24 protein-coding genes are annotated in these 25,916 nt (G+C 44.2%); 18 read left to right on the top strand and 6 right to left on the bottom strand.

Translation table 11 applies throughout. The features are described 5' to 3' along the window. Nucleotides 1-17: 17 nt before the first annotated feature. The 12 genes from SFV55_RS27890 to gmd all read left to right on the top strand — a co-directional run bounded on the left by SFV55_RS27890 (nt 18) and on the right by gmd (nt 15,141). Nucleotides 18-1,136, top strand: a complete 1,119-nt coding sequence (locus SFV55_RS27890) for a glycosyltransferase family 4 protein (RefSeq protein WP_320032878.1) — start codon at nt 18-20, stop codon at nt 1,134-1,136. Nucleotides 1,137-1,178: 42 nt separating this feature from the next. Continuing rightward, nucleotides 1,179-2,303 (top strand): dTDP-4-amino-4,6-dideoxygalactose transaminase, encoded by a 1,125-nt coding sequence (rffA, locus tag SFV55_RS27885; RefSeq protein WP_320032877.1) that lies wholly within the window; start codon nt 1,179-1,181, stop codon nt 2,301-2,303. A 27-nt stretch (nt 2,304-2,330) separates the two neighbouring features. Beyond that, entirely contained in the window at nt 2,331-3,491 is a 1,161-nt protein-coding gene (locus SFV55_RS27880; RefSeq protein ID WP_320032876.1) for a glycosyltransferase family 4 protein, read from the top strand. A gap of 38 nt (nt 3,492-3,529) precedes the next feature. Continuing rightward, complete coding sequence (locus tag SFV55_RS27875) at nt 3,530-4,261, top strand: WecB/TagA/CpsF family glycosyltransferase (RefSeq protein ID WP_320032875.1); 732 nt, start codon at nt 3,530-3,532, stop codon at nt 4,259-4,261. Next, nucleotides 4,261-5,034 (top strand): glucose-1-phosphate cytidylyltransferase, encoded by a 774-nt coding sequence (gene rfbF, locus SFV55_RS27870; protein WP_320032874.1) that lies wholly within the window; start codon nt 4,261-4,263, stop codon nt 5,032-5,034. Before SFV55_RS27875 ends, rfbF begins: the two co-directional genes overlap by 1 nt. 146 nt (nt 5,035-5,180) lie before the next feature. After that, nucleotides 5,181-6,236: an NAD-dependent epimerase/dehydratase gene (locus SFV55_RS27865; protein ID WP_320032873.1), complete on the top strand. Its 1,056-nt coding sequence runs from the start codon at nt 5,181-5,183 to the stop codon at nt 6,234-6,236. Then, nucleotides 6,223-6,774 (top strand): dTDP-4-dehydrorhamnose 3,5-epimerase, encoded by a 552-nt coding sequence (rfbC, locus tag SFV55_RS27860; protein ID WP_320032872.1) that lies wholly within the window; start codon nt 6,223-6,225, stop codon nt 6,772-6,774. The genes SFV55_RS27865 and rfbC overlap by 14 nt, the downstream gene beginning before the upstream one ends. 31 nt (nt 6,775-6,805) lie before the next feature. Beyond that, nucleotides 6,806-8,074, top strand: a complete 1,269-nt coding sequence (locus SFV55_RS27855) for a class I SAM-dependent methyltransferase (RefSeq protein ID WP_320032871.1) — start codon at nt 6,806-6,808, stop codon at nt 8,072-8,074. A gap of 89 nt (nt 8,075-8,163) precedes the next feature. Then, nucleotides 8,164-9,498, top strand: coding sequence for a glutamate-1-semialdehyde 2,1-aminomutase (locus SFV55_RS27850; RefSeq protein ID WP_320032870.1), 1,335 nt, complete (start codon nt 8,164-8,166; stop codon nt 9,496-9,498). Nucleotides 9,499-9,507: 9 nt separating this feature from the next. Further along, on the top strand, nt 9,508-10,788 hold the full coding sequence (locus SFV55_RS27845) for a DUF4910 domain-containing protein (RefSeq protein ID WP_320032869.1): 1,281 nt from the start codon (nt 9,508-9,510) through the stop codon (nt 10,786-10,788). A gap of 65 nt (nt 10,789-10,853) precedes the next feature. Continuing rightward, nucleotides 10,854-13,871 (top strand): right-handed parallel beta-helix repeat-containing protein, encoded by a 3,018-nt coding sequence (locus tag SFV55_RS27840; protein ID WP_320032868.1) that lies wholly within the window; start codon nt 10,854-10,856, stop codon nt 13,869-13,871. A gap of 151 nt (nt 13,872-14,022) precedes the next feature. Further along, nucleotides 14,023-15,141, top strand: coding sequence for a GDP-mannose 4,6-dehydratase (gene gmd, locus SFV55_RS27835; protein ID WP_320032867.1), 1,119 nt, complete (start codon nt 14,023-14,025; stop codon nt 15,139-15,141). A 176-nt stretch (nt 15,142-15,317) separates the two neighbouring features. On the opposite strand, the gene SFV55_RS27830 is transcribed toward gmd, so the two are convergent. Next, complete coding sequence (locus tag SFV55_RS27830; RefSeq protein ID WP_320032866.1) at nt 15,318-15,905, bottom strand: YceI family protein; 588 nt, start codon at nt 15,903-15,905, stop codon at nt 15,318-15,320. 370 nt (nt 15,906-16,275) lie between these two features. Between SFV55_RS27830 and SFV55_RS27825 the strand changes: the two genes are divergently transcribed. From SFV55_RS27825 to SFV55_RS27800, 6 genes are all read left to right on the top strand, one after another. Then, nucleotides 16,276-17,595 (top strand): phosphatase PAP2 family protein, encoded by a 1,320-nt coding sequence (locus SFV55_RS27825; protein ID WP_320032865.1) that lies wholly within the window; start codon nt 16,276-16,278, stop codon nt 17,593-17,595. Nucleotides 17,596-17,778: 183 nt separating this feature from the next. Then, nucleotides 17,779-18,357 carry a non-canonical purine NTP diphosphatase gene (locus SFV55_RS27820; RefSeq protein ID WP_320032864.1) on the top strand — a complete coding sequence of 193 codons (579 nt, stop codon included), beginning with the start codon at nt 17,779-17,781 and terminating at the stop codon, nt 18,355-18,357. Next, nucleotides 18,357-19,073, top strand: coding sequence for a LytTR family DNA-binding domain-containing protein (locus SFV55_RS27815; RefSeq protein ID WP_320032863.1), 717 nt, complete (start codon nt 18,357-18,359; stop codon nt 19,071-19,073). The genes SFV55_RS27820 and SFV55_RS27815 overlap by 1 nt, the downstream gene beginning before the upstream one ends. Continuing rightward, complete coding sequence (locus SFV55_RS27810; RefSeq protein ID WP_320032862.1) at nt 19,066-19,596, top strand: GNAT family N-acetyltransferase; 531 nt, start codon at nt 19,066-19,068, stop codon at nt 19,594-19,596. The genes SFV55_RS27815 and SFV55_RS27810 overlap by 8 nt, the downstream gene beginning before the upstream one ends. A 213-nt stretch (nt 19,597-19,809) precedes the next feature. Continuing rightward, on the top strand, nt 19,810-20,043 hold the full coding sequence (locus SFV55_RS27805) for a hypothetical protein (RefSeq protein WP_320032861.1): 234 nt from the start codon (nt 19,810-19,812) through the stop codon (nt 20,041-20,043). 87 nt (nt 20,044-20,130) lie between these two features. Continuing rightward, a complete protein-coding gene (locus tag SFV55_RS27800; protein WP_320032860.1) occupies nt 20,131-20,892 on the top strand; it encodes an SDR family oxidoreductase in 762 nt (253 codons plus the stop codon). A 1-nt stretch (nt 20,893) separates the two neighbouring features. On the opposite strand, the gene SFV55_RS27795 is transcribed toward SFV55_RS27800, so the two are convergent. The 5 genes from SFV55_RS27795 to SFV55_RS27775 all read right to left on the bottom strand — a co-directional run bounded on the left by SFV55_RS27795 (nt 20,894) and on the right by SFV55_RS27775 (nt 25,857). Further along, the gene (locus tag SFV55_RS27795; protein ID WP_320032859.1) at nt 20,894-21,445 is read right to left on the bottom strand and encodes a Uma2 family endonuclease; all 552 of its coding nucleotides are present in this window, start codon (nt 21,443-21,445) and stop codon (nt 20,894-20,896) included. Nucleotides 21,446-21,520: 75 nt separating this feature from the next. Beyond that, nucleotides 21,521-22,612 carry a CaiB/BaiF CoA-transferase family protein gene (locus tag SFV55_RS27790; protein WP_320032858.1) on the bottom strand — a complete coding sequence of 364 codons (1,092 nt, stop codon included), beginning with the start codon at nt 22,610-22,612 and terminating at the stop codon, nt 21,521-21,523. Between the two features lie 14 nt (nt 22,613-22,626). After that, a complete protein-coding gene (locus SFV55_RS27785; RefSeq protein WP_320032857.1) occupies nt 22,627-23,754 on the bottom strand; it encodes a cysteine desulfurase family protein in 1,128 nt (375 codons plus the stop codon). A gap of 188 nt (nt 23,755-23,942) precedes the next feature. Continuing rightward, a complete protein-coding gene (locus tag SFV55_RS27780; protein WP_320032856.1) occupies nt 23,943-25,436 on the bottom strand; it encodes an aminotransferase class V-fold PLP-dependent enzyme in 1,494 nt (497 codons plus the stop codon). A gap of 181 nt (nt 25,437-25,617) precedes the next feature. After that, on the bottom strand, nt 25,618-25,857 hold the full coding sequence (locus SFV55_RS27775) for a DUF6922 domain-containing protein (RefSeq protein ID WP_320032855.1): 240 nt from the start codon (nt 25,855-25,857) through the stop codon (nt 25,618-25,620). Nucleotides 25,858-25,916 lie beyond the last annotated feature (59 nt).

Here is a 25,916-nt window from a genome sequence, read left to right as displayed (position 1 = left end):
TTCACAATCAAAGTCCTATGAAAAGAGTAGCAATCATCCAGAGAACACTAGTCCAGTATCGCCAAGAGTTCTTCGATGGGCTGAAAAATGCCCTTGCTAAAGAAGGGGTAGAACTGACCTTGATTTATGGCAAACAGAGTAATGAAGAAGGGCTGAAAAAAGATGAAGTCGAGCTGTCCTGGAGCAAATACGTCCCCAATATAGAGATAAAATTTGGTGGCCGAACCCTGATTTGGCAACCATGCTTGCAGGAACTGAAGGGCAAAGATTTAATTATTGTGGAGTCTGCCAACAAGTTGATCTTGAATTATCTATTGATGATCAGCAGGCGGGTTTTTAAGGCCAAACTAGGCTTTTGGGGGCATGGAAGAAACAGGCAGGACACCGAGAACAGCTTTGCTAATCAATTCAAATACCTTTTTTTGAAACAATGCGATTGGTGGTTTGCCTACACCAGTGGAGTTAAAGATTTTCTGATTGAAAAAGGGTACCCCCAGTCTCAAATTACCATTGTGCAAAATGCTATAGACACCCAATTCATTCAGCAAGAATATGCTCAAACTACAGAATTGGAAGTGATGGAGCTGAAAAAAGAATTGGGTATTGAGGGAGAGCAGGTCGGCATTTTCTGTGGGGGAATTTACCCGGAAAAACGGATTGATTTTTTACTGGAAGCCTGCTTGAATATAAAAAAGGAGGTTCCCAATTTTCATATGATTTTTATTGGATCGGGTATTGACGCCCTTAAGATAACCAATGCAGCAATGCAGTATCCCTGGATTCATTATGTTGGACCAAAATTTGGTAAAGACAGGGTCAAGTATTTCAAAATTTCCACCCTCTTTTTGATGCCTGGCCTGGTGGGATTGGGTATTTTGGACGCCTTTGCACTTGAAACCCCGATTGTCACAACCCGCTACGAATTTCACAGCCCGGAAATAGAATACCTCGAACATGGGAAAAATGGCTTAATCGTTGCCAATACAATCGATCAGTACAGCCGTGCAGTTATCCAACTTTTGCTTAGTGGAGATTACGTCCAGATGTTAGGAAACTGTAGGGAAAGTGCAAAAAAATACACGATTGAAACCATGGTTGAAAACTTTAAAACGGGAATACTGCAAGCCCTCAACTGATTCTCTCTCTATAAACCAATTGTCAAACCCTAATTAAAAAAAATGGAGTCTAAAATTCCGTTCAATCAACCATTTCTTACCGGAATGGAAGAACACCATATTGGCCTTGCTTTGAAGTCTGGAAAACTTTGTGGAAATGGAGCCTACACCCAAAAATGCCAGCACTTTTTTGAATCGCATTATCATTTCCACAAGTGCCTTTTGACAACTTCCTGTACCGATGCCCTGGAAATTGCGGCAATATTGCTAGACATTGAGCCTGGAGATGAAGTCATTATGCCTTCCTATACCTTCGTCTCCACAGCAAACCCCTTTGTATTGAGAGGCGCAAAAATTGTGTTTGCGGATTCCAGAACAGACCACCCAGGAATTGACGAATTGAGCATTGAGGCTTTGATCACGCCTAAAACCAAGGCGATAGTGGTGGTTCATTACGCAGGAGTTGCTTGTGATATGGATGTCATTATGGATATTGCCAGTGCCCATGGATTATGGGTGGTTGAAGATGCAGCCCAAGCTATCGACGCCTATTACAAAGGCAGGCCTTTGGGTGGAATTGGGCATTTGGGCACTTTTTCGTTTCACGAAACGAAGAACATTATCAGTGGAGAAGGGGGATTATTGGTGGTAAATGACGAACGTTTTGTCAAACGTGCAGAAATCATCTGGGAAAAAGGAACCAACCGCTCTGCATTTTTTAGAGGAGAGGTAGATAAGTACGGTTGGGTAGATATTGGATCTTCCTTTTTGCCCTCTGAAATCATTGCAGCCTTTTTATTTGCTCAGTTGGAGAACCTAGGCCCTATTCAGAAAAAAAGATTGGAGATTTGGGAGCGGTACTACGAGGGGCTGAAGGAATTTGCTGAGGGAAAAAACTTTCGGCTTCCTAGTATCCCTCAATACGCTACCAACAATGGGCATATGTTTTACCTTGTTTTTAAGGACTTGCAAAAACGAAGCGACCTTATTCAAAAACTCAAAAGCAAGGACATCCATGCAGTATTCCACTATTTGTCGCTGCATAAAAGCCCCTTTTTCGCGGGGAAGCACGACCAGCGGGAACTAAACAATAGTGATGAATATACGGATTGTTTGCTCCGATTGCCCATGTTTTATGATCTAACTGAACAGGACCAGAACCGGATTATCGAGACCATTCTGGAATGATTTCTTTTTCAATAGAACCCAATAGAAATGAAAATTTTATTCGTACATACTTTTTACCGGTTCAAGGGGGGGGAAGACAATTTGGTGATTGATGAAATGGCCTTGTTGCAGAGCGCTGGATTTACGGTCGAACTAATGAAATTTAAAAACTCAGACACCTTTTTAGGTGCCCTACTCCCGGTTTTTTTTCTACCATTTAACCTGTTTTCATTTTGGGCTATGGTAAAAAAAATCCGCAAATTCCAACCAGAGGTAGTCCATGTGCACAATTGGCATTTTGCCGCCTCTCCTTCAACTATTGTAGCATGCCACTATTGCAAGGTCCCAGTCGTATTGTCTTTACACAACTATAGGCTTATTTGCCCCTCTGCTACACTTTTGTACAATGGAGAACTGTTTTTGGACAGCATCACCAAAAAATTCCCCTGGAAAGGAGTCATGCTCGGGGTGTATCGGGACTCAATTTTCCAAACCTTCTGGCTGGCTTTTACCATTTATCTGCATAAAAAATTGAAAACCTGGCAGAAGGTGAGCGCATACATCGTCAATTCAGAATTTGAGATTAAAGTTTTTATGCAATCGACTCTGGGGATTCCTGAAAAAAAGTTTTTACTCAAATCCAATTCTATTCCAGATCCTTCTTTTGAAGAGGAAACCAAAAGGAAGGACCATTTTTTATTCATTGGAAGGTTTGTGTCCGAAAAGGGGATAGAGGTATTGTTAGACGCATTTTCGAAAGTTCCCTTTAAACTGGTGATTTATGGTTACGGCCCAATGGACCAGGATGTCAAGGAAAGTACACGTTTGCATCCAAACATCAGTTGTATGGGAGCTTTGTCCCATGATAAGTTGTCGGAGGAATTGCGCAATTGCACTGCGCTTGTTTTCCCTTCCATTTGGTACGAGGGAATGCCCCTAACCCTATTGCATGCTTTTTCAACGGGAACTCCAATCATAGCCAGCAACATTGGAGCCATGTCAACCATGATTGAGGATCACCACAATGGATTACATTTTAAAACGGGTGACGCAGCTGATTTGGCCCAAAAATTGGCGTATTGGAACAACTTACCCGAGTCGGAAAAAGAAGCCTACGGACTTAGGTCAAGAAAAACATATGAGGATCGATACACTCCAGAAAGCAATTTAAAAAGCTTGCGTCTGGTGTACGATAGTGTAATAAAATAGGCTTGTGCCTGTTGATTGGATAACGTCAACTGCTAACAATGAAATATACCTCTACCCCTTTTTTTAACTACAAACTCTTTTCAGGGTCCCTGGATGAACTCGTTTCAGATCAAAAAATTCTGGTCAACACGCTGAATCAGTATTCTTATTGTATCGCAGAAAAAGATCCAGAGTTTAAAAATGCGCTGCTTGGCGCAGAAATATTACTACCTGATGGGGTGGCCGTTACTGCCTCTATTCGCTTTTTGAGTGGTGAAAGAATACCCAAAATTGCTGGTGCAGATGTACATGAATACCTCTTGTCTTACTTGAATAAAAAAGGCGGAAAATGCTTTTATCTAGGGTCTTCGGACGAGGTATTGCTCAAAATCCAAAAGCGCCTGAAAAAAGAATACCCACAAATTAGCGCTGGGTTTTGCTCACCACCTTATAAAGCTTCATTCACAGCTGAGGATAGCCATGAGATGATAGAGGCTGTAAACGCTTTTCAACCAGAGGTTTTGTTTGTGGGTATGACTGCGCCAAAACAGGAAAAATGGGCTTACCAATTTCATCATGCTTTGGACGCCAGGGTTACCTGTTGTATCGGCGCGGTATTTGATTTTTATGCAGGAAGTACGAAACGCCCAGGCAAGGTGTGGATCAATCTGGGATTAGAATGGTTTGGCAGACTGATTAGTGAGCCCAAACGGTTGTGGCGGAGGTACCTCTATTACGGTCCCATTTTTATTTATGGAATGATTAAAGCAAAAATTAAAACAGCACCATAATGAAAGCAATTATTCTAGCAGGTGGTCTTGGAACCCGCTTATCAGAAGAAACAGTCCTTAAGCCAAAACCCATGGTTGAAATTGGTGGAAAACCCATTTTATGGCACATCATGAAAATATATTCCCATTATGGGGTAAATGATTTTATAATCTGCTGTGGCTACAAAGGGTATGTAATCAAGGAGTATTTTGCAAATTACGCTCTTCACCAATCGGATGTGACCTTCAACCTGGAAACAAACACCATTGAAGTGCATCAAAAAAGGGTTGAACCCTGGAGAGTTACTTTGGTGGATACTGGCGAAGATACCATGACTGGAGGGCGACTCAAACGAGTGGGCAGTCACATTCAGAATGAGGAAGCTTTTTGTTTCACTTATGGGGATGGTGTAGCCAACATCAATGTTGGCGATTTGATTGATTTTCATTTTAAACATGGAAAAGATGCCACTGTTACTGCAACGTTTTTACCTGGCCGCTTTGGAGTCATGGACATCCAGAATGAACAAGTAAAAAGCTTTATTGAAAAACCCAAGGAAGAAAGTTCCTTGATCAATGGTGGTTTTTTTGTACTGTCTCCTCGGGTGCTTGATCGGATTGAAGGTGACCAAACATTTTGGGAGCATGACCCTCTGACTGGCCTGGCTGATGATGGTCAATTGATGGCCTATCGACATGAAGGATTTTGGCTTCCGATGGACACTTTAAGGGACAAAAATGAACTCCAAAAAATGTGGGAATCAGGCAATGCCCCCTGGAAGATTTGGAAATAATCACCATGCTCAATTGCTGAATTTTAAAATACCAATAGTGTGTTTCTTTTTTTGAAAGCTGGCCTTTCCTTGTATTTGTGGTACAATGAAAAATTCAGCTAATCTGGATCAAACCTATTTATGCAATCAATTCATATCATTTCGGCATGAAAATACTAATCACCGGCAACCTGGGCTATGTTGGCCCTGGTATTGCCAAAGAATTTCGAAAATTTCACCCAGATGCTTATCTGATTGGTTATGATATTGGATATTTTGCCAAATACATCACCAGCAACACCATTAGCCCTGATTCACTACTCAATGTACAACACTATGGTGATGTACGGCAATTCCCGGAACACTTGTTGGAAGGGGTGGATGTAGTAGTCAGCCTGGCGGCAATTTCCAATGATCCCATCGGCAATCGCTTCGAAGAGCCAACCCTGGAAATCAATTACAAAGCCAACCTTGAAATTGCCAAAATGGCGAAACGCCAAGGGGTGAAAAAATTCATTTTTGCATCCAGTTGTAGTGTATACGGAAGTGCGGAGGATGCACCCCGTGTTGAATCTTCCAACCTGGATCCACTCACTGCTTATGCCAAATCTAAGGTAATGTCTGAAGCAGGACTGGAAGGGCTTGCTGCGGAGAATTTTCAAATCACCTGCCTACGTTTTGCAACAGCTTGCGGGATGAGTGACCGCCTGCGCCTGGATTTGGTGCTCAACGATTTTGTGGCCGGGGCTATGACTTCGGGCAAAATTACCATCCTTAGTGATGGCTCTCCCTGGAGACCACTGATCAATGTTTTAGACATGGCCAGAGCAATCCGTTGGGCGGCAGAGCGTAAAAATGAGAATGGAGGAACCTTCATTACCGTCAATACAGGAAGTAATGGCTGGAATTACCAAGTCAAGGATTTAGCTTTAGAGATTCAGAAGATCTTGCCAGGGATTACCCTCTCCATCAATCCAGACGCGCAGCCTGATAAGCGGTCCTATCGCGTGAGTTTCGATCTTTTTGAGTCTTTGGCGCCTCAGCATCAGCCACAGTATCAACTTCAGGATACCGTGAAGGGGTTGATCCAAGGTTTGGAAGCCATTCATTTTCAGGATGCCAATTACCATCAGTCCGAATTGATTCGTTTAAATGTCATTAAAGACCTGTTGGCTCGTCAGACAATGGACAATCAACTCAAGTTGGTATATGGTTTTTCATAAAACAGCATTGGAAGGAGCATACATTATTGACCTGGAGCCTTTTAGTGACGATCGGGGCCTGTTTGCGCGCACCTTTTGCAAGCGTGAATTTTCTGCCATCGGTCACAACAAGGAATTTGTCCAGTTCAATCACTCCCATTCGAATCAACAAGGAACTTTGCGTGGGTTACACTTTCAAAGGCCACCACATGCGGAGATCAAGCTTATTCGCTGCATTCGTGGAAGTGTTTTTGACGTTATCGTGGACCTTAGGCATGGGTCGGCTACCTTTTTGCACTATGTTGGTGTTGAATTGTCCGAACAAAACATGCGGATGATTTATGTACCAGAAGGGTTTGCACATGGATTTCAAACCTTAGCGGACCACTGTGAGCTCATTTACCACCATACTGCCTTTTATGCGCCAAATGCGGATGGGGGCATTCGGTACGATGATCCCAAAATCAACATAGCCTGGCCTTTGGAAATAAGCACCATTTCTGAAAAAGACAAAAACCTTCCCTTGCTTTCTGAAGACTTTGCAGGTATGACCCTGTGATTTTTAATTGGCATTTTTAAATTCAACTATTATGCAAACACATAGCAACAAAAATAATTCATCGGGAACTAGTAAATGCCGCTTTTGTGGAAATGATCTGGAGTTCGGTGTGGTCGATTTAGGCATGTCGCCTTTATGTCAAAAACACGTTAAACCAGAACAAGCCAACGAGGCAGAAAAATTTTATCCACTTCATGCCTATGTTTGCCACCATTGCTGGTTAGTACAATTGGAAGAGTTTGCTGCACCAGATGAAATTTTTTCAGAGGAATATGGCTATTTTTCTTCTTACTCGGACTCCTGGCTAGAGCATGCCCGGCTGTATACTGAGTTGATGATTGACCGTTTTGGCCTCAACTCGGATAAACTGGTGATGGAAATTGCCAGCAATGATGGCTATCTTTTACAGTGGTTTGTTCAGAAGGGAATCCCTGTTGTTGGGGTAGAACCTTCGGGGAACGTAGCTGCAGCAGCCCGTGAAAAAGGTATCAGGACGGAAGGAATGTTTTTTGGTACTCAAACCGCTCAACACCTGGCTGGCCAATATGGCAAAGCCGATTTGTTGTTGGGAAATAACGTATTGGCCCACGTGCCTGACCTAAACGACTTTGTGCAGGGGATGAAAGAAATGTTGGCCCCCGGTGGGGTAATCACCATGGAATTTCCTCATTTGCAGCGTTTGATCGAAGAAAACCAATTCGACACAATTTATCACGAACATTTCTCTTACTTTTCCTTTGTAGCAGTTAATCGTGTTTTTGCCCATCATGGCATCACCTTGTTTGATGTTCAGGAATTGCCGACCCATGGAGGTTCTTTACGCATTTATGGTCGCCATACTGCCGATGAATCCAAACCCATTACAGATAATGTGCGGGAACTCATTCAACGGGAACAACAGCTTGGGATGGAAACCCTGGAATATTACGCTACTTTTGAAGAAAAGGTCAAAGAAACGAAACGTAAGCTCCTCAGTTTTTTGATTGAAGCAAAGCGAGCTGGGAAAACGGTGGTTGGTTATGGTGCCCCAGGCAAAGGCAACACACTCCTGAATTATTGCGGCATTCGTACCGATTTTGTCGACTACACCGTTGATAGAAGCCCCCATAAACAAGGAAATTTTCTGCCAGGGACCCACATACCAATTTACGCGCCAGATAAAATTAAGGAAACTCGTCCCGATTACGTTTTGATCCTTCCCTGGAATCTGAAAAAAGAGATCAGCCAGCAAATGGCGCATGTACTGGAATGGGGAGGGAAATTTGTAATCCCTATCCCAGAGGTACAGGTCTTGGATTAATCTGTAGTTTTTATCCCGCTTCCTGTTTTGGATTTTAACCTTGGCAAAGCTAGGTGATCACAAAGGGAATCATAAACCTCACCACACACATGCAACACAAAAACTTCGAAAAATCGCTTGAGTTGAAGAAAAAAATTCATCAACTCATTCCGGGTGGCTGTCATACTTATGCAAAGGGTGACGACCAATTCCCCGAATTTCATCCGCCTTACCTCACCAGAGGTGAGGGCTGTCGGGTTTGGGACCTTGATGGCAATGAGTACATCGAATATGGAATGGGGTTGCGTGCAGTAGCCCTGGGGCATGGGTACCCCGCAGTAATCACCGCAGCTTGCCAACAAATGTGGAAGGGCATCAATTTCGCCCGCCCAGCTACGATTGAGTTTGAAGCAGCCGAAGCTTTTTTAAAAGTAGTGCCCGGTGCAGATATGGTCAAATTTGCAAAAAATGGATCAGATGTAACCACTGCTGCACTCAAACTGGCCAGAGCGTACACAGGTCGGGACATGGTAGCGCTTTGCGCAGATCACCCTTTCTTTTCCGTTGATGATTGGTTCATTGGCACTACCGCAGTAAATGCCGGGATACCACAATCGGTACGCGACCTGACCGTAACCTTCCAGTACAACAACCTGGAAAGCGTAAAGTCCCTGTTTAATCAATACCCTGGGCAGTTGGCATGCCTGATCATGGAAATTGAAAAAAATGATCCATTTGACCCACAATTCCTCCAAGGAGTGCAACAATTGTGCAAGGAAAATGGTACTGTTTTTATTCTTGATGAAATGATCACTGGTTTTCGCTGGCATATCGGAGGGGCGCAAACTCTTTACAATATTGTTCCCGACCTTTCTACCTTTGGCAAGGCCATGGGGAATGGATTTGCTATTTCGGCGTTAGCCGGAAAAAGGGAGATTATGGAACTAGGTGGTTTGTACCACGACAAGGAAAGGGTGTTTTTATTGTCCACTACACACGGGGCGGAAAACCACGCTCTGGCCGCCTTTATTGCAGTGGTGAAAGAATACCAGGAAAAAGACGTGATTGGACACATGCAGGTTCAAGGCGAACGGCTCAGACAGGGGCTAAACCAATCGATTGCCCACCACGGCTTGCAAAATTTTGTGGGGATACACGGTTTTCCTGTATGTCTGGTTTTTTCCACCCGTGATGCCCTTGGCCGCCCTTCGCAACCTTTTCGAACTTTGCTGTTGCAAGAATTGATTAAAGGAGGAGTGATTGCTCCAAACCTGGTGTTGAGTTATGCCCACAAAGAGAAGGACATTGATCAAACCGTTGAAATATTTCATGAAGCCCTTGGCATTTATCAAAAAGCAATCACGGAAGGGGTGGAAAAGTATTTAGAAGGAGAATCGGTGCAACCGGTTTACCGGAGATGGAACCAGTTGGAGAAAAACTACTAATTCGGACTTATGGAGAACCTGGCCTCGACCGGCCCAAGCATGTATGCTTTAGCTGAAAGACTGTTTCCTATTTGTAGGAGCATCACTGGAAATGGAGTACGCCAATCCTTACAAATACTACAGGAATACATTCCAATAGAAATACACGAAGTACCCAGCAATACTCCCGTTTTCGATTGGACGGTACCTAAGGAATGGAATATCCGGGATGCTTGGATCATTGGCCCGGACGGAAAAAAGATAATCGATTTTAAGGACCATAACCTGCATATCTTGCAGTACAGTACTCCCGTCCATCAGACAATTGGACTGGAAGAACTGAAGAAACATCTTTTTACACTGCCGGATAAACCTGACCTGATCCCTTACCGAACGTCCTATTACCAGGAAAACTGGGGCTTTTGCATGTCCCACAATCAATACCTGGACTTGCCGGATGGCGATTACGAGGTTTTCATTGATTCAAGCTTGGAAGAAGGCAGCCTGACGTATGGTGAGCTTTACCTTCCAGGCGAGTCTGAAGAAGAGGTGCTCTTTTCGGCTCACATTTGCCACCCTTCTTTGGCCAACGATAACCTTTCCGGGATTAGTTTATTGACATTTTTAGCCAAACACCTTCAAAAACAAAAAAACAGGTATTCCTATCGGTTCCTGTTCATTCCGGGAACCATCGGCTCCATTACCTGGCTAGCCCGGAATGAACATAAAGTTAATCACATTAAACATGGTCTGGTGGTTTCTTTGGTTGGCGATGCTGGCGGATTCACCTTTAAAAAAAGCCGAAGGGGGGATGCTGAAATTGACCGGGTAGTTACCTATGTACTAGAGCATTCTGGCTACCCTTGCGAAGTCATCGACTTTTTTCCTTACGGTTATGATGAGCGCCAGTTTTGTTCGCCGGGATTTAATCTGCCAGTTGGCAATTTAACCCGTTCCCCTTTTGGCAGTTATCCTGAATACCACACTTCTGGTGACAACCTTCAATTGATTCAACCCACTTTTCTTCAAGCTTCGTTTGACATTTACCAGGAGATTGTAGAAATTCTTGAACAGAACCTCTATTTCCAAAATCTTTTTCCAAAATGTGAACCACAACTGGGGAAAAGGGGCTTGTATGCAGCCATTGGTGGGGATAATGACCAAAAAGAATTACAAATGGCAATGTTGTGGTTATTGAACTTTACTGACGGTAAAAACTCACTTTTAGATATTACAGAAAGATCTAAATTACCCTTTAAGTTGATGTGTAAGTGTAGTAAGTTACTCATTGAAAATAAATTATTGAAGTAATTAGGGAAACAAAGGAAAATATTTTGCGTTCTTATTAGCGAGTAACTTATATAAAAAAACCGATTATGAAACAATTCACACTTCTGACACTGCTCATCCTTAGCAGTGCACTCAACTCGTTTGCAACCAATTACTACTTTTCTAGCCAAACTGGAGATGACAGCAGGAGCCCTCAACAGGCGAGAAATGCTCAAACTCCCTGGAAAACAATTGCGAAGTTAAATGCTTTTTTTTCGCAACTTCAGCCAGGGGATTCTGTGCTTTTTAAACGAGGAGAAGTTTTTTCCGGAGGCATTCAAATAGTCAAATCCGGCTCAACTTCCTTACCCATCGTTTTAGCAGCTTATGGGAGCGGTGCTGCCCCAGTCATCAATGGATTTACCAATATTTCAACATGGACCTCCGTCGGTGGGGGCATTTATGAAAGTCCGGTGATCAATACCCCTGGAAATGTAAACATGGTGGCAATCAACAACACCAGTTATGCCATGGGCAGGTATCCCAACGCAGATGCCAGCAATAAGGGTTTTTTAACCTTTGAGGGTCATGGAAATTTGCACATTATTGACAATCAATTACCCGCAAGCCCAACCTGGAATAACGGAGAATTGGTGGTTCGAACTTCCAGATGGACCATCGAAAGGGTGCCAATTACCACTACAACCAAATCCAGGATTAACTACAGCAAGGATACCGATTACGATTTAGAAGATGGCTATGGCTACTTCATTCAAAATCACATCAAAACCCTAGATCAATTCGGAGAATGGTATTACAACCCAAGTACAAAAAAACTCAATGTTTTTTTCGGTACAAAATCTCCCACCTCCTACAATGTTCAAATCGCTACTACGAATACCCTGATCGAGTCAAAAGCCAATGACATTGTAATTGCCAATTTGGTCATTAAAGGGGCCAACCAGTACGGTGTATATTCCAATGCGGCAAATTTGAAAAACCTGCGCATCAAAAACACCAAGATATTATTTTCTGGAATAGATGCTATCCGTGTTTTCAATTGTTCGAACTTCGTTTTGGAAAACTCTGAAATAACCAATTCCAATAGCATCGCAGTTAACCTGAAATACGATGCTTCCAATGCTGTTTTAACCAATAATAAAATCCGAAATACAGGTATTTTTCCCGGCATGATCACGGAAAATCAAGCCTATGGGATCATCAGTTATACAAAAGGTTTCAAAGCAGAATACAACCACATCGTCAAAACAGGATATGTCGGAATCAGATTTGCAGGCGACAACAACCTCATCAAAAACAACTACATTGACACTTTCTGTCTGGTTATTGATGATGGAAGTGGAATTTATACCTGGACAGGAAAGGCAAATACTACTTTTTCGAATCGGAGTGTTATTGGTAATATTGTGTTGAATGGTTTGGGCGCACCAGAAGGTACCAATCGCTCCGATTATGCTGCTGCAGAAGGAATTTACCTGGATGACAATGCCACAAATGTCGATGTGATAGGAAATACCGTTGCCCACTGTGTCAATAATGGCATTTACATTCACAACGCAAGGAACATCAAAATCCAGAACAACACCTTGTACAACAACAAAGTGCAAATAAAAACGGTACATGACGATTTAGGAAGTCCCATCACCAATGCGGTTTTTACGGCCAACCACTTTTTTTCAAAGTCGACCGATCAAACTACCTTTTACTTTAAGTCTGACGTAAATGACTTTGCCAAAATGGGTAGCTTTTCTGGGAATTATTATTCTCGCCCCTTTGACGAAAACCTGACCATCATGGCCAACTACGATCAGCCGGGGGTAGGCAATGTTGAAAAAATGTATGATGTAAGGGGGCCAATGCTTCCTTATGGGAAAAACCTGGATGGAGGAGGGGGCTCCATGCGGTATCGCCCCTACAATTTGGTGTCAATTGACAACAGTCGCAATAAATACAACAACCCCGGATTTGAAAACACTTCTATGGGCGTGTCTTGTTGGTCTCCCAAGGGCGATTGTGCGACAACCTGGTCTGCTAATAGTGTGCTGGATAAAAGAGCAGTGAAAATCTCTGGAAAATCCCAGGGAGTAGTGGCTTTGAATTGTGGAGCGATTGACAAGAACAAGCAATACATCCTACGTTTTAGTGCTGTAGCTGAACGAGAAACCCAGATTGAGGTGTATTTACGACATAGTACCTCCCCCTGGAGTCCTATTTCCAGTTCGAAGAAAATTTACCTCAGCCCTAACCGGACCGAATATGAAGTATTGTTTTCCTTTCCCAGTTCAGTATCGGCTGGGCACTTGATATTCCAGGCATTCAATGAGAATTTTTCCTATTGGCTGGACAATGTAGGCCTGTTTGAAGCCTCTGCTGTTAATGTAAAAGCGGATGAAATAATCAGGTTTGAATACAATCCAACCACATCTGATAAGACAATTCTTCTGCCAACCAGTTATATGGATGTAAAAAATACCATTTATACCAACAAAGTGGTTTTGAAACCTTATACATCTGTTGTCTTAATGAAAAAAGATGGGAACCTCTCTAATTCCTCTGGTAGTGTGAAAGGTTTTAATGCTCAAATTGATGAATGCCGGGTACTCTTGAATTGGGCTTGGAATCTCGATGATAATTTCGACCATTTTGAACTTGAGGAGAGTAAGGATGGAGTTTCTTTTGCTCCAATTGCCAAAATCAACAGCAATGGAAAAACAGGGTTCCAATCCTATCAATTCCTTGATGCTGAAATTCAAAATGTGAATTATTACCGATTGAGGTATGTTTACAAAGACGGAAATTCCTCTTATTCCGAAATTCTTGAGGAAAAAACAAACTGCGAAGCTGGCGACTGGCAAATTTACCCTAACCTTTTAAACGGGGGAAACGCCGAATTAACTGTCAAGTTGTTCACCCGCCAGTCTTCAGTTATTTTTACCATTATTGATCAATTTGGCCGAAAAATCAAATCTTTTCAGACCGAAACTACATCTGGATGGAATACAATCAGGTGGAATCTACCCAATTTATCTACCGGAATGTATTACCTCCAACATTCAGGAGAACTGCTTAACAAGGCCCTTCCTTTTGTGGTGAGCAGAAACTAATGCTTCATTTAGACAAACCCTAGGAACCATCATAGGATGGTTTTATAGGTTTTTAGGCCTTTATCGCTTGGAATAACAGCGATAAAGGCCTATTATTTCCTATTGGAAGGCATAAGACAGATTGAACCTTTAAAAAATAATTTTAACCAACATGAACAAGAAACGAGCCTTACTTACCGGGGTTACAGGCCAGGATGGCGCCTACCTGAGTGAATTACTTCTAGCTAAGGGGTATGAGGTCCATGGCATTAAACGCCGTTCTTCGCTGTTTAATACCACAAGAATTGACCATTTATATCAAGACCCGCATGAACGTGAACTCAATTTTTTCCTCCACTATGGAGACTTGACCGATTCAACCAACCTGATCAGGATTGTTCAGGAGGTTCAACCAGATGAAATTTATAACCTTGGCGCGCAGTCCCATGTACAAGTGAGTTTCGAATCTCCGGAATATACTGCAAATGCAGATGGAACCGGAGCACTTCGCTTGTTGGAAGCCATTCGCTTTTTGGGTTTGGAGAAAAAAACGAAATACTACCAAGCTTCCACCTCTGAATTGTATGGTCTGGTCCAAGAAGTTCCTCAAACGGAACGGACCCCTTTTTATCCACGTTCGCCATATGGAGTTGCCAAACTGTATGCCTACTGGATTACTGTCAATTACCGGGAGGCTTATGATCTATTCGCATGCAATGGTATCCTATTCAACCACGAAAGCCCCTTGCGTGGAGAAACCTTCGTTACGCGCAAAATTACGCGTGCTGTGGCCAAAATTGGATTGGGTTTGCAAGACAAGTTATTCCTTGGTAACCTGGATGCCCAGCGCGACTGGGGCCATGCCAAAGACTACGTTGAAGCCATGTGGTTGATGCTTCAGCAAGAGCATCCTGAAGATTTTGTCATTTCTACGGGAGTTGCAACCAGCGTACGCGATTTTGTTCGGATGGCTTTCCAGGAAATAGGAGTTGAGTTGGTTTTTGAAGGAGAAGGCGTCAATGAAATCGGCATTGTTGCAGCCTCCAACAATCCGGATTATGAGTTGAAGCCGGGGCGTGAGGTCGTAGCCATTGACCCCAGATACTTCCGACCAGCCGAAGTTGATCTATTGATTGGAGATAGTTCCAAAGCCCGTCAAAAATTGGGCTGGGAGCCCAAATATGATCTGAATGATTTGGTTAGTGAAATGGTTAGCGCCGATTTGAATTTATTTCACCAAAACCGCGTTCTCCAAAACGCCGGGTTTGTGGTGAAAAATGAATTTGAATAAAGCACTAAGCCTTATTTGATGCAGTTTTGGATAATGGTTTCCAATGTACTAATATCAAATGTTGATGTATCAAATTTTATTTTTTAAAAATCCTGATGGCAGAGCTATTGAACCTTGTGCTCTGCTACCAGGATTTTTTATTTAGCCATAATTCGTTTGTCTTTTGAATCAAAAAACTAGTTTTTCGGCAAAGCCTTATTGAACTCTCCCGTAATCCTCAGTTGAATCTCATCGCTGACAAAAGCCGTAGTCAGGTTTTGACCTACCGTAAACTCACTTCTTTTGATTTTCCCCAGGGCTTTGATGCCCACCTGAATGTTTTTGGCATTTTTATTGGGATTTTCGACCGGGCCGTTCATGGTCACCTCCAAGGTCAGGGGCTTGGTAATGCCCTTGATGGTCAGGTTCCCGGTCATGGTGTATAGGTTCTTTTTCTTCTTTTTGAAGGAAGTACTTTTGAAAGTAATGGTCGGAAATTTTTGAACATCAAAAATATCCGGGCTGCGCAGGTGGTTGTCGCGCATTTCCAATTCGGTGTTCAGACTAGCGGTCTCGATGGTCATTTCAAAAACAGCATCGGATAAATCATCTTTGGCTGCGGTCAAAGTGGCTTCGTATTTTTTAAAAAAGCCATCCACCTCCGAAATGCCGTGGTGCTGTACAATAAAGGCTACTCTGGAGTGGCCTTTGTCGTTGACCCACTGGCCAAAAGCCAAAACGCTAAACAGACAAAATACGGGGATTAAAGCAAAAATCTTTTTCATGTGTGTGGTGTTTGTACCTGGCGTTTTTTCCATAATTGCACAGGAGTGGTGAAAAACAGATGGTTTTCTTCTTGATTCTTGAAGGATAATGAAAGGTTACCTGATAATTTTGGAATCAAACGCAAGATAGTCACTGGCTTAATTTTTTTGTTTCTCCTTCTTTTTATTTCAGCCAAAAACCACACTTTTTTCACCTTTCCGGGGATGAAATAAACTACAAAGTCAACCAAAGACCAGAAAAGCTTGAAAAATGACCTGTTTTGAATTCATTGACCAGTTAAGGTTATTGGTTTACGACAATAGGTTGTTGATTGATGTACACTTGAAGGGTTTTTCCAATAGAGATAGTATTGCCCAAAATACTTCAATTATGCAACGGAAATTACCCATGTTAGCAGCCGTATTCTTACTGGTTGCTCAATTGTACAGCCAGGTTGAACCCACTGCGGGAACCTGGAAAACCTGGTTTATCCCATCTGGCCAAACCCATCGTTTGCCTACCCCTTCTGCTTCCAAGGACGAGATTGTACAGGTGCTCGCTCAACAACAAAAGTTGGATGCGGCAGGTCGGCAACAAATCATACATTGGAATGCTGGAGCACCTGGCTACCATTGGCAACACCTGATGGGCAAATTGTGGATGAACGATCCAAGTGGTAACGGTGCTCTGGCCAACATGCTGCTCAGTGTAGCCATTTATGACGCAACCATCAGCGCTTGGGACAGCAAATATACCTACAAGCGCCCCCGGCCTTATGTGGCAGACAAACGAATCAAGGCTTTGATTGTTAACTCACCCAGTCCGAGTTATCCCTGCGAACACTCGGTTGCAGCAGGAGTAGCGGTTGGGATCATCAGCCATTTTTATCCAACTCTGGCTGATTCGGTTCAACGGATGGCAAAACGGCTCCTGGTTTCACGGGTTGCCGCTGGGGTGGCCTTTCCCAGCGACACCAAAGCAGGTTTTGATTTGGGAAAAAAAATTGCCGAAAAGGAAATCGAATACACCGTGGACTTCACCACCAAACAGGTTTGGGATGGCAAAATACCCAACGAGCCTGGCCTCTGGAAAGGGAAATACGCTGCACTTCCCTTGGCTGGTTTGAACAAAACGGTAGTCCTGGAAAGCGGCAGCCAATATCGACCTGGTCCACCACCTGATTTTGCGAAAGAAATGGAGGAGCTCAAAAACCACAAACCTACTTTCAACTCGATTGCCAATGCTTTCCACTTCGCCAGCGAGTCGGTTTGGGAGGATCTGTTGGAGAAAAAAATCTTTGAAAACAATCTACACCTCAATGCACCAAGGGTTGCCAGGATTTATGCCATTGCTGCTATTGGCATTTACGATGGTTTCACTTCCTGTTGGGACGCCAAATACAACTATTGGGGTATCCGACCAGACCAATACGACACTACTTTTCAGCCGGTACTGATCCATACGCCCCCATTTCCGGGCTATCCTTCGGGACATGCAGCCATCGGTGGAGTAATGGGGGAGCTGTATTCCTATTTTTTTCCAACTGAAAGTGCCTTGTTTCGGCAAAGGGCAAAAGATGGTGCTGAATCTCGCTTCCAGGGAGGCATCCACTTCCGCACCGACAATGAAGTTGGCTTAGAGCTGGGAAAAAAGGTTGGAATAGCCATCATCAATCGGGTGAAGAATGATGGGGCTGATAATCAAAACTAACGTGCTTCTTCAGTGCCTCAGGTTTCTTTGGTGGTGAGAAGAAGAAAGCCTGCGAAGCAGGAATAATTTTACCACCTAAGAAACCTGAGGCACTGAAGAAACACCTCAGGAATAAACTGCATCAAATGGGAACTTGGTGCAGTTTATTTTTTTTAAGTACCTTGACCACCCAAATAACCCGCCATGAAAACTTTGATTTTTGCTTCCGCAAACCCCAATAAAATCCGCGAGGTGCGTGAAATGCTCGATGGCTTGTACGAAGTAAAAGGCCTGCACGACATTGGTTGTACTGAAGACATTCCCGAAACAGCTGACACGATCGAAGGCAATGCCTTGCTGAAGGCCCGTTATGTAGTGGAACATTACGGATTGAATTGTTTTTCAGAAGATACAGGCCTGGAAGTCACTGCTCTTGGTGGTGCCCCGGGTGTCCACAGCGCCCGCTATTCTGGCGAAGACCGCGATCCTCAGGCGAATATTGATTTGTTGCAAAAAAATCTGGAGCCGCATGCTGACCGCAGCGCCCGCTTCAAAACCGTAATAGCACTGATTATGGATGGCCAGGAATACATGTTTGAAGGTTTGGTGTACGGTCAAATCCGCAAAGAACAATACGGTGAAGGAGGTTTTGGCTACGATCCCATTTTTGTACCCGATGGCTATCAGGTGAGTTTTGCTGAAATGGACAAAAATGAAAAAAATGGCATCAGCCATCGGGGTAGAGCAGTGCAAAAACTCCTCGAATTTTTGAAAAAAGTGTAATGAAACCAAGTTACCGCTGCCTGATATTGGAGGATGAACCGCCTGCTGCCCGGGTTCTGTTGCGTTACCTGCAAGACTATCCCGAATGGACTTGTATGGGCGTACACCACTCTCCACAAACAGCAATGGTTGTGCTTGAAGCAGAGGCACCGGATTTATTGTTTTTGGATATTCATCTTCCCGATATTAGTGGATTGAATGTACTTCGCCAATTGTTGCATCCACCCATGGTTGTGTTCACCACAGCTTATCCCCAATATGCGGTGGAAGGTTTTGAACTGGCAGCCCTCGATTACCTATTGAAACCTATTTCTCCTGAGCGTTTTCAAAAAGCCATGGAGCGGGCATTGGAGCGTTTGGAGCAGGAACGGATTTTAGAAAAAACCGGACAAGACAGCGGCTTTTTGAGCATTCGAGCTGATCGTAAAGTTCATCGTTTGTCTTTTCAACGCATTTTGTATTTGCAGGCTCTGGACGATTATGTCAAAATCATCTGTACCGATGGTACCCTTTTACCCAAAATAACGCTGTCTCAACTGGAAAAGGAATTGCCTGAGCAGCTCTTTTTGCGCATTCACCGCTCGTACATCATAAACCTTAAATTTTTGCAAAACTACGATCAACAAGAAATTAGCATCGCCGATCGCAAATTGCCGATTGGAAAATCTTTTCGAGAACAGGTGAGTGCCCGATTAAAAAATGTTGACTATGTCTGAAATACTTCAAACCGAACGCCTGATTTTACAAAAATTAACCCTGAATGATACCGAATTCATCATCGAATTGGTCAACAGCCCCAGCTGGTTGCAATACATCGGTTACCGCAATATCCATACTAAAGAAGATGCCATCAGATACCTTGAGGATGGCCCGCTTAAAAGTTATGAGCAGAATGGCTTTGGGCTTTTGTTAATCCAACTCAAATCGACAAAGACGCCAATCGGGATGTGTGGTTTGCTCAAACGAGACGCCCTCCCTTTACCCGATTTAGGTTATGCCTTATTGCCTGCTTATGAAGGTAAAGGTTACATCACTGAGGCCACCAGTGCATACTTGGCTTATGTTGCGCAGGAGTTACAAATTGAAAAATTGATGGCCATTACCAGCCTGGACAATGAAAAATCTATTCGGGTATTGGAAAAACTGCACTTCATTTTCGAACGCTACATGAATATGTCTAGTGATGATCATCCAGTACGTTTGTTTGGTTGGACTGCACCGAATTCACCCGAAAAATAGGCGCTGAAATTAACTGTAAATTAAACATTTCATCTTTTTTGAACTTTTCTGTAATTATTTGCATTATCCTGCAACCAATTGGGTTGTTGACTCGTCTTTCCTTTTATACGGTTCAAGACGAAAATTCAACACTTCAGTCGATTAAACCAGACTACAAGTAGAAAAAGACCTAATTTCGTTCCCGAAACCACAACTCAATTTAAGTTGTACATTATGAAAAGGAAACTGATACTCAAAACTGCATTTTTTAGCTTCATTGCCTTCAGCGGTTTGTACTCCTTTTTGTACCTCAATACGGTTGCCAAATCTTCAGGAGACAGCCAGATGCTTCAATTTGGCGAAAAACAAATCATGGAGCAGATTGATGATCTCGAAGAGAAAAAAATCCTCCCTGAAGTATTTTTACTGGAAAAGCTGATTGAGGTGGGCAAAAGCCTCATCCCCTAAGGTTTTTTCTTTCACAGCTGTTTTCTTTTTTTCCTTAGCCAATCTTCGCTACTTTGTGACATGAATTGAATCGCAAACCGCTCACTCATGTCGCAAAATCCCTTTCGCCTCGATGGCCGTGTAGCCATCATCACAGGTGCCAGTAAAGGCATCGGAGCCTCAATTGCTCAAACTTTCGCTGCAAATGGTGCCAAAGTAGTTGTCAGCAGCCGCAAACAGGCTGCGGTAGATGAAGTTGTTGCCGAAATTCAGGCAGCAGGAGGCGAAGCATTGGCCGTTGCTGCCCATGTAGGGGATACCCAAGCCTTGGAAAACCTGGTTAAACTCAGCGTCGAACATTACGGCAGGATCGATATTTTGGTCAACAATGCGGCAACCAATCCCGTTTTTGGCCCGCTAGAAGACAGCGTTGATGCCATGGATAAAATCATGCAGATCAACGTCAAAGCACCGCTCGAACTCGCCAAATTTGCCCTGCCTTACCTCAAAGCCCAATCCAATAGTGCCATCATCAACATCAGTAGTGTGGAAGCATTTATTGCAACCGAAGGACTGGGTTGTTACAGCGTGAGTAAAGCCGCCTTGAACATGCTGACCAAATCGATGGCCAAAGAATGGGGAAAATATGGCATCCGGGCCAATGCCATCTGCCCGGGCTTGATCAAAACCAAGTTTAGTGAAGCCCTGTGGTCCAATGAAGCCATGCTAAAGTATTACCTCAAACAAACGCCGCTTGGACGGATAGGGGAGCCGCAGGAAATCGCGAACCTGGCACTTTTTTTGGCCTCAGACGCTTCGACCTATTCTACCGGTGCAATGTTTATGGCAGATGGGGGGATTTTGCAATAGGTTATTGGAACAGCAGTTTTGCTTCTACACTAAAATCCTTAAGTACTGGCGCAGCGGAGCAAATATCTTCATCTGTACAGATACTTACAGCTTTTATCCCTGTATACACGTACACACAATGTGCCTCGGGATAAATTGACCATACTACTTGAACGCCTGCTTTAAAGTACTCAAAACGTTTTGCTTCCACCTTCTCAGCGTCATCAGTAGGGGATATCACTTCTATAACGAAGGCTGGAATAGGTTCTACCTCCCGATCTGGTCGATCAATTTGGGCTCCGCTGAAAAAGGCAAAATCTGGTCGACGAAGTTGAATGCCAGTAAGCATTACGTCTTGTTCAGCGATCAAAATCCCACCTGCTTGAAATGCTTCGGTTTGAGCAAAGAGGCGGGTTAACAGGCGGATTAGTTTCAGGTGGTATTTATTCATTTTTTCAAAAGCAATGACCTCGCCATCGTGCCATTCGTATTTCATACCATCCACTGGAGTATCCCAGTCCAGGAACTCTGCTAAGGTAGTTGGTAAAATCGAAGCTTGGAGCTTGGTTGACATCATCTATGAATTCATTTTTCCAAAAATAAGGCATAATTGCTCATTATGCAATGCGCTTAAGTAGAAATCTAATCCTTACTCCAACCCAAATACCACCGACCTTACACTCCGCACTTCCGTTCCATCCGGCAAAGCCCAGTTCAATAACAATTCCTGTGCAGCAGATTCCGCAAATACCTCGGGCATGGTTCGTACTGCTCCGGCCGGTACCCCCATTTGGTGCAATTTGCTCAGTAAAACTTCCCGACTATACAGCCCGGCTTTCGCCTGCAATTGCACGAATAACTCCTGTCGATTTAGCACCCGTTGTTTGTTATCCGAATATTGAGGTGCTCGTGCTAAGTCTTCTAAATCGAGGCTTTTGCACAAAAGCTGAAATTGTCGATCATTGCCAACGGCCAGCACAATCTGCCCACCATCGCTACATTCCAGCAACTCGCCATAGGGTGCGATATTGGGATGCAGGGTACCCATGCGCTGGGGAATTTTTCCGGCAATCAGCCAATTCGTAGCCTGATTGGCCAATGAAGCAAGTGCAGTAGCATAAAGGGATACACTTACTTTGGTGCCTAGCCCGGTTTTTTCCCTGTGCAACAAGGCCAAAAGAATACCTTCCTTGAGTTGATGGGCCGCCAATAGATCAATCAGGGCCACCGGCATTTTGACTGGCGCGCCATTTTTTTCTCCCGTCATGTACAAAAAACCAGCTTCTGCCTGTAAGACCATGTCAAAAGCCGGCCGCTCGTCGTCGGAGCCATAACCAGTAATTTCTCCGTAGATCAATCGAGAATTGAGCCCAGACAGACTGGCATAATCCAAGCCCATTCGCCGAGCTGACTCGGGTTTGAAGTTGGCCAGAACAATGTCCGTAGTTTTGATTTGCTCCCACAACCAGGCCAGGTTTTCGGCTTGGTTCAAATCCATGAGCAGGATTTCTTTGCCCCAGTTGACACTGCAATAGTAAGCAGAGTAGGCCCAGTTGGGGTCTTCCGTGGTCAGTTTCCAGCTGCGGGTAACGTCGCCATTGGTGGTTTGATTTTCAATTTTGGTGACTTTGGCACCAAGTTCAGCCAGGAACATGCCAACTGCAGGGCCAGCAAGGACGGTGGCGAGTTCGAGGACTTTTAGCTCTTTTAAGGGTTCATTAAGTTTATTCTCCTTTTTCATCTATTTGAATATAGTCAACCCAAAATCTCCTTTAACCGCAGAATAACCTGATCCACCTCTTCCTTAGTATTCATGTACGAAAAAGAAAAGCGCAGCGTCTGCCGAGGCGATCCATGTTTCAATGCATCCATAACGTGTGACCCCACATCTACCCCCGAACTACAAGCGCTACCACCTGAAGCTGCCACTCCAGCAATGTCGAGATTGAGTAATAAAAGATCTGCCCGTGGACCAGGAGGAAAACCCACACTGAGGATTTTGTAATGCCCTTGGCCAAATGGGTCACCATTAAATTCCAGATCGGCAAAATGGGCTTGTAATTGCTCCGCAAAATAATCGCGCAGGCCTTGAATGTGAGCACGCCGTGCTTCCATTTCTGTCGTCGCCAGTTCCAAGGCTTTTGCCATCCCTAAAATCCCGGAAATGTTTTCGGTTCCACCCCGCATGTTGCGTTCCTGCGAACCGCCGTCAATGTAGGGGTGGATGATGTTCTCGCTGTTGATGTAGATAAAGCCGATGCCCTTGGGACCGTGGAATTTATGCGCTGAACCCGTCAGAAAAGCTATTTTGGTTTTGGCAACGTCGATGGGGTAAAAACCCATACTCTGGACGGTATCGGTATGAAACAAAGCACCATATTCGGTACAAAGCATTGAAACCTGCTCCAAATCCAATAAAGTGCCCACCTCATTGTTGGAGTGCATGAGGGAAACCAAGGTCTTATGCGTAGCATCTTGTAACAACTCCTCCAAATGGCTGAGTTGGATGTGCCCATTGCTGGCCTGATCCACAAATACTACCTTCACTTCTTCTTCCTTTGCCAGCGTTTCCAAAGAATGTAAGACACAATGGTGCTCCGTACGTGCACTGATGATCCGACGAACTCCCAGGTCCTGCACCGAACGTTTGAGCGCCATATTGCTTGATTCTGTACCTCCTGAAGTGAAAAAAATCTCTCCAATGGAAGCATTCAAACTGCGGGCAATCTGCCGCCGGGCCTGTTCAATGGCTGCTCTGGCCGTACGCCCTTCCTGATGGATGGAGGAGGGGTTGCCATTGGTGTGGCGTAAGGCATCCACCATCACTTCGATCACACGGTTGTCGATGGGGGTAGTGGCGGCATTGTCGAAAAAAATACGCATTGATCCATTTTATGGGGCATCACCAAAGCGACAATTTTAGGCACAAAGGACACAAAAGCAGCACAAAGGGCACAAATTTAGACGTTGACGACGCTTTGTATTGTGTTCTTTGTGCTGCCTTTGTGTCCTTTGTGCTTATCCATTGTCTAATTTGGATCAACCAACCTTTTGTAAAAGTCTTTCTGACTTTATTGCAACTTGTTAAACCACTCGTTTACCAACTCCTCCTCCACATTGAGGTTACTCTGATGGTGAAACTCATTGGTATGCACATTATACACATAATCCTTGCCCCAAGTTTCATGTTCCTGTGCCAATTGTTCGATGGCACTCATGATGTACTTCACTTCCGCATCACTCATCACCGGGTGGATCGACATCCGAATCCAGCCTGGTTTTTCGGTCAGGTCACCAATGTTGATTTTATCGGTAATGGAGCGGGAGTGTTCCCGGGATACTTCCAAGAGGTAATGCCCATAAGTGCCCGCACAGGAGCAGCCGCCGCGAACCTGGATGCCGAAACGGTCGTTGAGAATCCTTACCCCGAGGTTGTAGTGCAGCCCATCGATGTAAAAGGAAATCACGCCTAAACGGTCGCGGTGACCATGAGCCAATATGTGGAGATTGGGAATGGCTTCGAGGCGATCCCAAATGAGATCCAGCAGTTCGTGTTCGCGTTGGAGGATGTTTTCTACCCCCATTTGAGCTTTGAGCTGCATGCAGAGGGCTACCCGCATGGTTTGCAGGAAGGCTGGTGTGCCGCCGTCTTCACGGGCTTCAATTTCTTCGATGTATTTGTGGCCACCCCAGGGATTGGTCCAGTCTACGGTGCCTCCACCGGGGTTGTCGGGGACGCGGTTTTTATACAATTTGGCATCAAAAACTAAAATACCCGTAGAACCAGGGCCTCCCAAAAACTTGTGGGGGGAAAAGAAAATGGCGTCCAGGTGTTCCAGCGGATCCTCCGGGCGCATGTTGATGTCGATGTAGGGGGCGGAGCAGGCAAAGTCTACGAAACAAAGCCCACCGTGCTGGTGCATGATTTTGGCAATCTCGTGGTAGGGGGTAAACAAACCGGTAACGTTGGAGCAAGAAGTCACTGCAGCGATTTTGGTTTCACGATTGGCGTAACGGCGAAGCATTGCCTCCAGATTGTCCAAATCGACCAAACCATCTGCCGTTGGTGCAATCACTTCTACATCCACCAGAGTCTCCAGCCAGCTGGTCTGATTGGAATGGTGTTCCATGTGGCTGATGAACACAATGGGGCGCTGATTTTCGGGCAATTTGACCAGGTGTTGGTGGCGTTCGTGGACTTTTAGCCCCAAAATGCGCTGAAATTTATTGACCACCCCGGTCATACCCGAGTTGGAGGAAATGAGTACATCCGAGGTTTGTGCCCCTACGTAAGATTTGATGATGGCCTTGGCTTGGTGGTAGGCCTGGGTCATGGTACTGCCCGTAATGGTGGTTTCGGTGTGGGTATTGCCTACAAATGGCGCTATATCGTGGGTCAGAATGTCTTCGATGGGTTGGTAATGTCGGCCACTGGCGGTCCAATCGGCGTAAATGATGCTTTTTTCGCCATAAGGGCTCTGGAATTTTTGATTCGCACCAATGACGTTTTTACCGAAGGTTTGGAAGTAGGCTTCCAGTGAAGCGACCATTGTTGGGCTTTGCATGGCTTATTTGGTTTTGATGAGTAGCTGGGGTGATTTTGGGTGCAAAAATACAAAAAGGGTGGGATGTGGAAGGGGGAAATTTATGGAGTGCTGATGAGTTCAAAAGCGACAACAAACCTTTAATAGTTCCAATGTGGTTCCTGAGACTGTCTGCGTGTGTAACATGTGAAATCTTCTGGTCTTAGATCAAAATAGAAGCACAAAAAATTGAGTACATCTTTTTTAAGTAAGGAGATTTGATCACCTCGTTTCTAACCACCTCCTTGCCATAATATTGCATAACCTGGATAAAGTCCTCCCACAAACCATAATTCATGACTTTATCGATGACAAAGAACTTGTCCTTGTCGTAATCGAGCGAGTCAAAATTTACGTCCCAAAAGACTCGTTGTGATATGTTTGGTTTGAATTGTTGATCCATAAGTACGCGCTAAAAATTTAAACAAATATACAGATTATTTATAAAATTGTAACGCATTT

The sequence above is a fragment of the Haliscomenobacter sp. genome (assembly GCF_033763495.1).
Classification (GTDB): Bacteria; Bacteroidota; Bacteroidia; order Chitinophagales; family Saprospiraceae; genus Haliscomenobacter.
The sequence above is the reverse complement of the archived record's forward strand: the minus strand, read 5'-3'. Positions and strand labels throughout refer to the sequence as shown.